Origin of the sequence: Burkholderia humptydooensis, from assembly GCF_001513745.1 — a bacterium.
Classification (GTDB): Bacteria; Pseudomonadota; Gammaproteobacteria; order Burkholderiales; family Burkholderiaceae; genus Burkholderia; species Burkholderia humptydooensis.
Genome location: NZ_CP013382.1, coordinates 2,055,641 through 2,068,068, shown reverse-complemented (window position 1 = coordinate 2,068,068; position 12,428 = coordinate 2,055,641). Strand labels below are relative to the sequence as shown.

General features: G+C 66.0%; 10 protein-coding genes. 4 read left to right on the top strand and 6 right to left on the bottom strand.

Translation table 11 applies throughout. The annotated features are described in order from the left end of the window. From aepY to AQ610_RS28095, 6 genes are read right to left on the bottom strand one after another with little or no spacing between them, the layout of a single operon-like run. Positions 1 to 1,182, bottom strand: coding sequence for a phosphonopyruvate decarboxylase (gene aepY, locus AQ610_RS28120; protein ID WP_006029773.1), 1,182 nt, complete (start codon positions 1,180 to 1,182; stop codon positions 1 to 3). Further along, on the bottom strand, positions 1,179 to 2,867 hold the full coding sequence (gene aepX, locus AQ610_RS28115; RefSeq protein WP_006029772.1) for a phosphoenolpyruvate mutase: 1,689 nt from the start codon (positions 2,865 to 2,867) through the stop codon (positions 1,179 to 1,181). The genes aepY and aepX overlap by 4 nt, the downstream gene beginning before the upstream one ends. Beyond that, entirely contained in the window at positions 2,864 to 3,631 is a 768-nt protein-coding gene (locus AQ610_RS28110; protein WP_006029771.1) for a phosphocholine cytidylyltransferase family protein, read from the bottom strand. Before AQ610_RS28110 ends, aepX begins: the two co-directional genes overlap by 4 nt. Before the next feature lie 41 nt (positions 3,632 to 3,672). Further along, on the bottom strand, positions 3,673 to 4,674 hold the full coding sequence (locus AQ610_RS28105) for an HpnL family protein (protein ID WP_006029770.1): 1,002 nt from the start codon (positions 4,672 to 4,674) through the stop codon (positions 3,673 to 3,675). Then, positions 4,671 to 5,444, bottom strand: a complete 774-nt coding sequence (locus AQ610_RS28100; protein ID WP_009914447.1) for a HalD/BesD family halogenase — start codon at positions 5,442 to 5,444, stop codon at positions 4,671 to 4,673. The genes AQ610_RS28105 and AQ610_RS28100 overlap by 4 nt, the downstream gene beginning before the upstream one ends. Further along, complete coding sequence (locus tag AQ610_RS28095; protein ID WP_006029768.1) at positions 5,441 to 6,130, bottom strand: CDP-alcohol phosphatidyltransferase family protein; 690 nt, start codon at positions 6,128 to 6,130, stop codon at positions 5,441 to 5,443. The genes AQ610_RS28100 and AQ610_RS28095 overlap by 4 nt, the downstream gene beginning before the upstream one ends. 363 nt (positions 6,131 to 6,493) lie before the next feature. On the opposite strand from AQ610_RS28095, the gene scpC reads away from it, so the two are divergent. From scpC to tssC, 4 genes are all read left to right on the top strand, one after another. Next, positions 6,494 to 8,008 carry a succinyl-CoA:acetate CoA-transferase ScpC gene (gene scpC / locus AQ610_RS28090; protein WP_006029767.1) on the top strand — a complete coding sequence of 505 codons (1,515 nt, stop codon included), beginning with the start codon at positions 6,494 to 6,496 and terminating at the stop codon, positions 8,006 to 8,008. Positions 8,009 to 9,321: 1,313 nt separating this feature from the next. After that, positions 9,322 to 10,248 (top strand): type VI secretion system protein TssA, encoded by a 927-nt coding sequence (locus AQ610_RS28085; protein WP_006029766.1) that lies wholly within the window; start codon positions 9,322 to 9,324, stop codon positions 10,246 to 10,248. 33 nt (positions 10,249 to 10,281) lie between these two features. Further along, positions 10,282 to 10,833, top strand: coding sequence for a type VI secretion system contractile sheath small subunit (gene tssB, locus AQ610_RS28080; RefSeq protein WP_009914448.1), 552 nt, complete (start codon positions 10,282 to 10,284; stop codon positions 10,831 to 10,833). 2 nt (positions 10,834 to 10,835) lie between these two features. Further along, positions 10,836 to 12,338, top strand: coding sequence for a type VI secretion system contractile sheath large subunit (gene tssC, locus AQ610_RS28075; RefSeq protein ID WP_006029764.1), 1,503 nt, complete (start codon positions 10,836 to 10,838; stop codon positions 12,336 to 12,338). The last annotated feature ends 90 nt before the right edge of the window (positions 12,339 to 12,428 follow it).

Sequence of the window (12,428 nt, the reverse complement as noted above, 5' to 3'; positions counted from 1 at the left end):
TCAGGCTGGCGTCGCGCCGAGGTGGCGCATCAGGCGCGTCTTCACGTCGACGGGCGTCACGGTGGGGCGGGGCAGGCCGTCGGGCACGCCCGCGCGGATCGTCAGGCGCGCGAAGTGCGCGCCGCCTTGCTTCGCCGCCTGCGCGCCCGCGCGCGCCGCGTCGAGCGCCGCGTCGAGCACGCCGAGGTCGTCGCCCTCGATCGCCGTCGCGTAGCCGCACGCGGCCGCCACGTTCGCGAACGACACGTATTGCGATACCGTCGCCTGGCCGCCCGTCGATTCGTGCGCGCCATTGTCGAGCAGCAGATGCACGAGGTTCGACGGCCCGTACGCGCCGAGCGTCGCGAATGCGCCCATGCGCATCAGCGCGGCGCCGTCGCCGTCGAGCGCGATGACGGTCAGGTCCGGCCGTGCGAGCGCGAGGCCGAGCGCGAGCGGCGTCACGCAGCCCATCGAGCCCACCATGTAGAACTGGTTCGGGCGATCGTCGAGCGCGTACAGCTCGCGGCCGCAGAAGCCCGTCGATGCGAGCACGGCCGTCGAGTCGGCCGGCGTGCGCGCGACGATACGCGCGAGCGCGTCATGGCGCGTCGGCCATGCCGAGGGCGCGGCGGCGCGCGGCGTCGCGCGCGCGGCGACGTGCGCGCGACGCTCGGGCATCGCCGCGTGTTCGAGCGCGTAAGGCGCGACGCTGCCTTTCTGCATCACGAGCGCATACGGGCGGCCCGTCGCGTCCATGTGCGCGATCGCGCGGTCGAGCGCCGGACCGATCGCGTCGGCTTGCGTCGGAAACGTTTCCCACGGAATTTCCATCGTGTCGAGCATCGCGGGCGTGATCGGGCCCATCAGCGCGTGCTGCGGCTCGTCGGGCACGCCCGGCTGGCCGCGCCACGTGACGATCAGCAGTTGCGGCAGCCGGAACGTCCACGTGAGCGACGTGAGCGGACTCACCGCGTTGCCGAGCCCCGAGTTCTGCATCATCGCGATTCCGCGCCGGCCGCCGAGCGTCGCGCCCGCGACGAGCGCGACCGCATCACCTTCGTTGGCCGCCGACACGTAATGCAGCGCCGGATCCTGCAGCACGTAATTGATGAACGGCGTCAGGTACGAGCAGGGGACGCCCGCGTACCAGTCGAAGCCGCGCTCGCGCGCCGCCTCGACGAACTGTGCGGCTTCGATCATCGCGCGTCCCCGTTGCCCGCGTTCTGCTCCGCATACGGCGTCTGGCCGTGCGCGAAATCGCCCGCGCGGCGGAAGTCGTCGAGATCGTTGACGCCGCGCCAATGGCCGTGCACGTACTGCACCTCGATCTGCTCGCCCGCGTCGATGAGCGCGTTCAGGAGCGCCGGCAGATCGAGCGCATCGAAATCGTCGCGCGCCTTCAGCGTGTCGAGCATCGCCTTCAGCCGCGCGACGCCCGCGCCGCGCACGTTCAGCAGGCCGATCCAGCGGCCGTGCGGCCCGGCCTCGCTCGCGTCGCTCGACACGCGGCGCAGAAGCGCCTTCTGGCCGAACAGCCCGCGGTCGTCGGCGGCCGAGCAGAACGCGAAGTCGCGCACGCTCTGGTTCGACGGCTGCGTCTGCGACGAGTCGACGACGACGCTGAACTCCGCCTCGCTCTCCGCGAGGTCGCGCAGGATGTAGCTGCGGAACAGCAGATCGCCGTACGAGACGATGGTGTCGCCCGTCATGCGCTCGGCCGCGCACGCGAGCGACGCGAGCTCGCCCGTTTGCGCATGCCGCTCGTTGACGACGAGCTTCACGCCGGACGTGTCGATCGCATCGGCGCGATAGCCGCCGACGACCGTGATGTCGTTCACGCCCTGCTTCTTGAAGCCGTCGACGAGCCAGCGCAACAGCGGCTTGCCGGCGATCGGCAGCATCACCTTCGGCTTGTCCTCGGTGACGGCCTCGAGCCCCTTGCCGCGGCTCGCCGCGAGCACGAGCGCCGCACTCGACGCGCGCGCGCTCGACGACAGATAGATCCGCTCGGCGGCCGAGTATTCGTCGGCGTCCTGCAGCCGGAAGATCTCGTTGACGCTCGCGACGCGCTCCTCGACGTTGACGAGCGTTTCGCTGTCCTGGATTTCGCGCGCGACCGCCTGCATCGCGGACGCCGACGCGCGGATCAGATGGTTCGCCCAGATCACGGTGCTGATGCCCGCCTGGCGGAACACATCGGTCGGCGTGCTGTAATACTTGGTCGGCACGATCACGAGCGGCGCGCGGCCGCTCCATTCGCGCGCGAACTGCAGGATCTCGTCGGGGCGCGACAGCTTGCTGTGGATCAGGATCGCATCGGCGCCGGCCTGCGCATACGCGTTCGCGCGGCGCAGCGCCTCGTCCATCCCCCAGCCGGCGATCAGCGCCTCGACGCGCGCGACGATCGAGAAATCCGGATCGCTCTGCGAATCCTTGCCGGCCTTGATCTTGCCGCAGAACTCGTCGATCTCGGCGAGCGGCTGGCGCTCGCCGTCGATGAAGCTGTTGGTCTTCGGGAACTGCTTGTCCTCGATGCACACGCCGGCGATGCCGCGCTGCTCGAGCTTCTTCACGAGCCGGCGCACGTTGTTGAAGTTGCCGTAGCCGGTATCGCCGTCGAGCAGGATCGGCAGGTCGCTCGCGTCGGCCATGAATTCGAGCACGTCGACGACCTGTGTCCAGCTCGCTTCGTTGTTGTCGCGCACGCCGAACTGCGCGGAGATCGCGAGCCCCGACGCCCAGATGCCCTTGAAGCCCGCCTCGCGGACGATCCGCGCGGACAGGCCGTTGTGCGCCTCCATCAGGAATTCGAGCGACGGGCTCGTCAGCATCCGCCGCAGCCGCGCGCTGCGCGATTCGGTGAAGTTCGGTTCGCGTGCATTCATCGGATGGCCCCTATCGTGCGTTGTTGGATGTGCGGCAGGACTTCGTCGCACGCGCGCGCGACGTCGCCCGGAAAGTCGATTTCGATCCACGGCGAGCCCGTCACGTCCGCGATGTCGAACGTGCGGCCGCCTTCGAGCAGCAGGTCGCGCACCGCCTCTTCGTGCGGCATGTTCGCGCGGCCGCCGTCGACGTAGCCCGCGACGATCTCGGCGAGCCGCCGCGCGGCGCCTTCGCTGAAGCGGAAGAAGCCGACCGATTCGCCGATCGTGTCGTATTCGAGGCCCGCGGCGAGCTGCTTGCGCAGCTCGACCGGCACGCCGTCCTTCACGCACAGCTTGACGGGCTCGTCGCCCGTTTCGAAATCGCGGTCGATCAGCAGGCGATCGATCGCGCGCGACGGATTGGCGACGAGCGCGTGCAGGATGGCGTCGTCGTAGAGCACGTCGGCGTCCATCAGCAGCACGTCGCCGCCGCGCGTGAGCGCGCCGGCGGCCGTGTGGACGGTCAGCACGCTGCCGAGGTCGTAGCGCGGGTTGAGCACGATCTCGGCCCTGCGGTTCAGCCGCGCGAGCTCGGCCTCGACCTTCTCGGACTGGAAGCCGAGCGCGAGCACGATCTCGTCGACGCCCGCCGCGTCGAGCACGCGCAGGTGCCGCTCGAGGAGCGACGTGTCGTCGAAGCGCAGCAGGCACTTCGGGAATTGAGCCTCGGGAGGCAGTTGCAGGCGCAGGCCTAGGCCCGCCGCAAGAATGATGGCTCGCATGAGTTCTCCACGCAAAGGACGCCGACCGTCTCGTCGTCGGATCAATCGGCGATCGGCTGCGGCGCGCGCCGCCGCTGCCAGTTTCTTTCACTGAAATGCAGGTACAGTAGGCCCGGCAGGCCGAGCGCGAGCTCGCGCGCGCGTTTCGCGAGCGACAGCGCGAGCGCCGCGTCGGGCGGCAGGCCGACGAGCGGCGCGAGCAGCAGATAGCCGCCTTCCTGCGCGCCGAGCGAGCCGGGGATCGCGAACGCCGCGCCGCGGATCGCCTGCCCGACGCTCTCGAGAAGCAGCGCGTCGAGCCAGCTCACCGGGTGGCCGAGGAAGCGCAGCGCGAGCCACACTTCCGCGGTGCCGACGACCCAGCCGATGAAGCTCAGCACGAACGTTGTGCGCACCTTCGCGCGTTCGCGGTACAGCCGGCCGAGCGCGTCGTCGATCGCGTCCGCGCGCGTCGCGAGCGACGACCAGTCGCGCGGGCCGAGCAGCTTCGACGCCGCGCGCAGCCCGCGCCCGAACAGGCCGCGGCGCTGCGCGAAATAGAAGAGCGCCGCGCAGCCGCCCAGCACCGCGGTCGCGACCAGCGCCGGCGTGCGCAGATGCGAGGCGGCATCGTGCGTCGCGTACGCGCTGAACGCCACGATGCCGACGAGCGCGAACACCATCTGCGCGAGCGCCTGCATTGTCGTGCTGACCGTGATCGCGGCCGCCGCGTCGGCCAGGCGCGCGCCGCGCTGCGCGAGATAGCGGACCATCAGCACCGGCCCGCCGATCTGCCCGGCGGGCAGCAGGCTGTTCACCGCCTCGCCCACCCAGCGCGCGCGCAGCGCGTCGCCGAGCCGGCTGCCGGGCTCGCCGGGCCGGAACATCACCGCGATCGCCGTCGCGTCGACGACGAGCGGCACCAGATGGAACGCCGCGACGAGCGCGAGCCCCCAGCCGGCCGACGCGAGCGTCGCCGCGACCGCGCCGAGGCCCTGCCATGCGAGGAGGGCGACGAACGCCGCCGTTCCGAGCGACAGCAGGATCATCCCGGTGCGCGTCATGAGCGCGACGGGCGGCGTGCTGCCGTTTGCCTGAATACCTGGCGGAAGCCGAAGTACGCGATCGCGTCCTTCATGTTCGACACGAAGCGCTTCCACGGGCGCATGCCGGGGTCGGTCACGTACTCGAACGTGAGCGACACGCGAATCTCGTTCTCGCCGAGCGGCGTCACGCGATGGCGCAGCTTGTCGCCGTCGAAGAGCACGATGCCGCCGTGCGCGATCTGCACCGAGCCCGGCTCGTCGGGCGCGTCCGGATTGCGCGTGTGCAGCTCGTAGTCGAGCCGGCTCGTCGAATCGTCGATCACGCCGAAGAGCAGCGTGTAGCGGCGGCCGTCGTAGTACGACGTGTCGTAGTGCCAGCCGATGTGATCGCCCGGCTTCGTGTAGTAGTACAGCGCGTACGCGTGCGGATCGTCGTCCGGCGACGGCAGCAGCTTGTCGCCCGTCAGCGTCTCGAGGAGGCCGACGAGCGCCTTCGACCGGTACAGCTCGGCGATGAGCGGCGCCTTTTCGTCGATCGTGTGGCGGCTCACGCTGCCGCCTTGCTTGTGGCCCGGCAGATAGTTGCGGTTGATGTCGGGCAGGAGCGCGCGGGCGCAGTCGGCGAGGCGGCCGGCGAGATCCTTCGGCAGGAATTCGTCCAGATAGAGGAACGCATCCTGGCGGGCGAAGTCGTCGCGCAGCCGTGCGCGGTCGAGCGCGGCCACGCGCGCGGCGACGGCAGCGTCAGCCGAACCGTGCGCCGCCGGTGCTTCGAGGTCCATCGTCATTTCGAGGGCTGGATTTCGGTTGAGTTGGGCGCGCCAGCGGCGGCGCCGCGGCGCACGATGCGCCAATAGTCGATCACGACCCATGCGGCGAAGAGCGGCGCGCCGATCGCTGCCGCGAGCAGGAACGGCTCGACGCCGTCGAGCAGCGTGACGACGGGCAGCAGATACAGCACGTCCTCGGTCTCGAAGCCGCCGACGAACGCCTGCTTCGTGCCGGCCTTGCCGGCAAGCGACTCGATGCGCATCCGCAGGAAGAAAATGAGCGCGACGGCCGCGCCCGCGACGGTGCCGAGCAGCACGGGCGACGCGGCCATCTGGCCGCCCGCCGCGACGACGCCGGCGCCCATGCTCACGAAGAGCGCGATCGTGACGAGCGCGTCGCTCGCGAGATCGTAGAAGTGACCGAGCCTGCTCGACTGGCCGCTGATCCGCGCGAGCTCGCCGTCGGTGTGATCGACGAAATTGGACAGCACGATCAGCAACGCGCCGGCGTTGATCCAGCCGAAGCCCGGCTGCGCGAGACACCAGGCGCCGGCGAGACCGATCGCGAGGCGCAGCGTGGTGAGGTGGTTCGGCGTGACCGGCGTGCCGACGAGCGGCGTAACGAGCCGACGCGCGAGCCGGGCGTCCCAGGTGCGGGGCGGCGGGCTCGAAATACGGTTGGCGGCGGTTTTTCTTGGGTCCATCGGCGAAATATATACGGAATTGTAATTTGTTGCTTTTTCATGACTGGAACGTGCAGATTGCGCGCAACAGAAAGAAAAGTGTAAGGTTCCGTGCCGTCTCGCCGAGGCCGCCGCCGACCCTCGAACGTCGAGCGGGCTGCGCCGCAAGTCGCGCACGGATTTGATTTCGGGCAAATAGCCAGCAAATCCGGCAAGTTACTTTTGCACGGGGCGGACACTATGCCGCGGTGCGGTCTGCGATACTCCGGCCGTGCTTCCGCTACCCGGCCACGACTGCCGCCGGCGCCGGGAGCGCGCGCCACTCCGGAGACACCCCTGCGGCGCTGCGTCGCCAGATCTAATACAACCGTTCGACATTCAGCCATGCCAACTTCTCGTATCCTCGCCCCCAGTCTGCGCTCCCTCGTCCGCACCGTCGACGAGGCCGCCGCGCTGATCGGCCCGAACATGACCGTCGCGATGAGCGGCTTCACCGGCTCCGGCTATCCGAAAGCGGTGCCGGCCGCGCTCGCCGCGCGGATCGCGGCTTCCCACGCGCGCGGCGAAGACTTCCGCATCAACGTGCTGACGGGCGCATCGACCGCGCCCGAACTGGATGGCGCGCTCGCGAAGGCGGACGGCATCTCGATGCGGCTGCCGTACCAGTCCGATCCGACGCTGCGCGACAAGATCAACGCGGGCGAGCTCGACTACCAGGACATCCACCTGAGCCACGTCGCGCAGTACGCGTGGTTCGGTCTGTTCGGCGAGCTGGACGTCGCGATCGTCGAAGTCGCGGGCATTCGCGAGGACGGGCGCCTGATTCCGTCGGCGTCGGTCGGCAACAACAAGACGTGGCTCGACCAGGCGAAGCGCGTGATCCTCGAAGTGAACGCGCGGCAGCCGCTCGGCCTCGACGGGATGCACGACATCTATTACGGCACCGCGCTGCCGCCGAACCGCAAGCCGATTCCGCTCGTGAAGAGCGACGACCGGATCGGCGAGCCGTATCTGCGCTGCCCGGCCGAGAAGATCGTCGCGATCGTCGAGACCGACGCGCCCGATCGCAGCAACGCGTTCGCCGCGCCGGACGAGACGTCGAAGCAGATCGCCGGACTCCTGATCGATTTCCTGCGCCACGAGATCAAGCGCGGCCGCCTGCCCGAAAACCTGCTGCCGCTGCAGTCGGGCGTCGGCAACATCACGAACGCGGTGCTCGCCGGCCTCGGCGAGGGCGGCTTCTCGAACCTGACCGCGTATACGGAAGTGATCCAGGACGGCATGCTCGATCTGCTCGCGAACGGCACGCTGAGCTTCGCGTCGGCGACCGCGCTGTCGCTGAGCCCGGACGCGGTGAAGCGCTTCGCCGACGAGATCGACACGTTCCGCTCGAAGATCGTGCTGCGGCCGCAGGAGATCAGCAACCATCCGGAACTGGTGCGGCGTCTGGGCATCGTCGCGATGAACGGGATGATCGAGGCCGACATCTACGGCAACGTGAACTCGACGCACGTGATGGGCACGAAGATCCAGAACGGGATCGGCGGCTCCGGCGATTTCGCGCGCAACGGCTATCTGTCGTGCTTCATGTCGGCGAGCACCGCGAAGGGCGGCGCGATCTCGCGGATCGTGCCGATGGCGAGCCACGTCGATCATACCGAGCACGACGTCGCGGTCGTCGTGACCGAGCAGGGGCTCGCGGATCTGCGCGGGCTGTCGCCGAAGCAGCGCGCGCGCAAGGTCATCGCGAACTGCGCGCACCCCGATTACCGGCCGATGCTCGAAGACTACTTCGAGCGTGCGAGCCGCGAGAGCTTCGGCAAGCAGACGCCGCACCTGCTCGGCGAAGCGCTGTCGTGGCACGAGCGCTACGTGCGGACCGGCTCGATGAAAGCCTGACTTCCGGTACGGCAAGGCGCCGGGCGGGCGGCAGCTCCCGCCCGGACAGGCGAATGAAACGGCGCGGCACCGGAAGGTGGCCGCGCCGTTTCGTTGTGGCGCCGTTGTGGAACGTTGTGCGTAGAGGCTTGGCGCGGTGTCGAGTTCGGGCGAGGGAGTCTCGAGGATGTACTCGGTTCCGTCGAGAAACTGCGGATGCACAGTCTTCTTAAAAACAGTTCGTGATACTACTGAATGCGGTGACGGCCGCTCTCGTCGAATGGATGGCGCTGCCGTTGCGCGGCGAGCGGGCATCGATTCGTCAGGCATCGACCGGGACGGCTCGTCTGTCTGGTCGATTCAATCGTTATTGCATCGATTTCGATTATTGAGCGGACATATGATGGGACATGCAGAAAAGTTGTCTCTTGTGCGAGTTAAAATGAACCTGATGTAACAAAGATGTTTCGCCCGACGTTCCGGCGTGCATTCGGACTCTCCGCTCGCCCGGCCGGCTTCTGCTCGCATGCGGCGAATATTTTCAACCGGATTGCAATTACTTCGAGGTGGGATTACTGTGGGACAACAGGCCGCGCAAACGATTGCGAATACATATTAAGTAGTCTGAGAAATCAGGCCGGGCGCTATGAAGTAGTGATTGAGTAAATTGGCAGCCAGGCGAGGAAATGTCGCCGGAAGGATCACCCAAGATAAAAATCTCCGCGCCGTTCGACACTCGCTCCGCATCGGAGAGAATCCTCTTATTTCAAATTCATTGAATCAAACTTACAGTCCCGTTTGTAAGAAAAAATTATTTCCACTTGCCAAATTCACGAGCGTTCTATAAGTTTACAGCGTAGACTGTAACGATATGAACGATTGTCACGCCGCTGTCGTTGAGGGCCGCTAAGGTGTGACGCTTCAGATAAAACCCGATGCTTGGATGCTGTTTCCGCCGCAATCGCAACGGCGTATTGATTTATGTGTACGCTGTATTTGATTTAACGGAAGCGCATCTTACCGATTACCGATGCGGAAAGCCGGCGCATGCCGGTTCGCAGGGATTGGGCTGGGCGGAAGGGGGGGTAATGCCGCTGAGAAAAAACAGCAGCGTAAACGGTTTCCGTGGAATATATTCCTGAAACCCACGGCCGTTTGTTTGCCTTTGTCGGCGATTGCCAATCTAATTCCCCAAGCCGCTTTGACTGATGGTCGGCATCGAGTTATGTGGTCGCTAATACATTCGAAGAAATAAATTCGGGTATTTTGACAAAGCGCAAGCTAATCTGGTTTTGCGCAGTCGGTACCTGACGCCTGTGATTTGTGGACAGACCATGAACGACGATGCACTGCCGGGCCATTCGCCGGATTTGCTGGATTTCGACGAGGATTTTATCAAAATCGACGCAGCCATCTGCGAATACGATTCCGTCGGTTATGCGCCGCAACGCAAGGGAGAGAGTGCGTTCCAGTGGGCGTCCGTCGAAACGGCTTGTCTCGCGCTATTGAAAAAGGCGAAGGACGTTCGGGTCGCCATCTGGCATCTGCGCGCATGTATCGCGCGGCGCGGATTGAGCGGGTTGGCCGACGGCGTTCGATTGCTGGCCGATCTGATGAGCGCGCCCGTCGAGGCATTGCATCCTCGCGCGCTGCCCGACGAATCGCCGGGCGAGACGCTCCTGATTCATCTCGGCTGGCTTGCGGGGCCGCAGTTTCTGCATCAACTCGGCGGTTCCCGGTTCGAAGACCGCGATGCGACGCTCAACGACCTGATCGGCGGGCGCGCCGCCGCGATCGTGGAGGATCGCGACTATCGCGATAGAGCGAATACTCTTGTACATGACATTCAGGATTCCTTATCGCGAATCAGGAAATCGATTGCAGTGGTGGAGCAGGAGCTCAACCTCTCTCGCGCGCTCGACCTGTTGAGCGTCGCGGCGTCGCGGCTCGCGCAAACGGGATCGGAGAGCGAGGCAACCGCAAGCGTCGCCGATGAGAAGCCGGCCGATGCGGCGCCCGGCGCGCAGCAGCCCGCCGCGAGGCCGGGCGGCGGGCTGAGGTCGAGGCAGGAAGTCGGCGCGGCGCTCGAGCGGATCGTCGAATACTTCCGCTTGCACGAGCCGAGCCATCCGGCGCCGATCTTCCTGTCGCGGATTCAACGAATGCTGGGGGCGGGTTTCGAGGAAGTGATGGCGGAGCTCTATCCCGAGGCGGCATCTCTCGTGGCCCAACTGAACCGGCCGCAGAGCTCCATCAAGTAACGTGAACAACTTCGTGTAGAGGGTTTGCTCATCATGGTTCGACAAAAGGATGGACAGAAATTCATCGGGGAGAGTCGTGCGCCCCGCGTGCAGATTGAATACGACGTCGAGGTGTACGGCTCGCAGAAGAAGGTCGAGCTGCCGTTCGTCGCGGGCGTGATGGCGGACCTGTCGGGCGACAACGTCGAGCCGCTCGGTCCCGTCGAGGATCGGCGCTTTCAGGAGATCGACGTCGAGAACTTCGACGAGCGGATGGCGCAGATCGCACCGTCGCTCAGCTATCACGTGAAGAACGTGCTCACCAACGACGGCACGCTGATTCCGATCGATCTCACGTTCTCGTCGATGGAATCGTTCGAGCCCGCGGCGGTCGTCAAGCGCATTCCCGAGCTGTCGACGCTGCTCGAGGCCCGCAACCGCCTGAAGGAGTTGCTGACCTACATGGACGGCAAGGCGGCGGCGGAAGACGTGATCCAGGAATTGCTGAAGAGCCCGCAGTGGGCGAACGAGGCCGACGCGGCGCCGGGGCAATCCGGCAGCGCCGGTGAGGGTGGAGACCATCAACCGGAAGAGGGTGCGAAATGAGTATGCAGCAGCTTGAATCGTCTGCCGAGAAGGTGGTCGTCGATCAGAACGTCAACGAGGATCTGAAGGACATCCTGCGCCGCTCGTTCCGGCCGCGCACCAACGAAGCCGCCGAGGCGGTGCAGAACGCCGTCGAAACGCTGCTCACGTATGCGCGGCGCAGCCGGGTCGTGGTTCGCGAGGATGTCGCGCAGACGATCGAGCAACTGGTTGCCGAGCTCGACAAGAAGATCTCCGAGCAACTGACTCTCGTGCTGCACAACAAGCGCTTTCAGAGTCTCGAAGGCGCGTGGCGCGGATTGCACTACCTCGTGTCGAACACCGACACGAGCGAGAACCTGAAGATCCGCTACCTGAACATCTCGAAAGCGGATCTCGGCAAGACGCTGCGGCGCTTCAAGGGCGTCGTGTGGGACCAGAGTCCGATTTTCAAGATGATCTATGAGCAGGAGTACGGCCAGTTCGGCGGCGAGCCGTTCGGCTGCCTGATCGGCGATTTCTATTTCGACCACAGCATGCAGGACGTGTCGATCCTCACCGAGATGTCGAAGATCTCGGCGGCCGCGCACGCGCCGTTCATCGCGGCCGCCGCGCCCGGCCTCCTGCAGATGGACGACTGGAGCGAGCTGTCGAATCCGCGCGACGTGTCGAAGATCTTCACCGCGACCGAATACGCATTCTGGCGGCGCCTGCGCGAGAGCAACGACTCGCGCTATCTCGCGCTCACGCTGCCGCGCTTCCTCGCGCGCGTGCCGTATGGCCCGAAGACGCAGCCCGTCGAAGAGTTCGGTTTCGAGGAGAAGGTCGATCCGAACCGCGCCGAGGACTTTTGCTGGGCGAACTCCGCTTATGCGATGGGCGCGAACATCACGCGCGCATTCAAGACCTACGGCTGGTGCACGAAGATTCGCGGCGTCGAGTCGGGCGGCGCGGTGGAGGTGCTGCCGAAGTTCGTGCTGCCGTCGCAGGATCGCGAAGTCGATCTGCACTGCCCGACGGAAATCGCGATCTCGGACCGCCGCGAGCACGAGCTGTCGGAGTCCGGCCTGATGCCGCTCGTGTATCGGAAGAATTCGGACACCGCCGCGTTCATCGGCGCGAAGACCGTGCACCGTCCGGCGATCTACGAGGACGACGATGCGACCGCGAACTCGAATCTGTCGTCGCGGCTGCCGTACATCTTCGCGACGTGCCGCTTCGCGCACTACCTGAAGTGCATCGTGCGCGACAAGATCGGCTCGTTCAAGTCGGCCGAGGACACGCAGCGCTGGCTCAACGACTGGCTGATGAACTACGTGGACGGCGACCCGAGCATCTCGAGCGAGGTGACGAAATCGCAGCGTCCGCTGTCGGCGGCGGAGGTGGTCGTCGATGAGATTCCGGAGAACCCCGGCTACTATCGCGCGCAGTTTTTCCTGCGCCCCCATTTCCAACTGGAGGGTTTGACCGTTTCTCTCCGGCTGGTTTCGAAGCTTCCGTCGACCAAGCAAGAGGTGACGACCTGAGCCGCGACTCCCGGGCCGGTTGCGGTTTCGCTTAAAGAAGGAGGTGTTCGAGGCGCTGCGGGACGGAGTCGAACCGTTTCGCAGCAGATT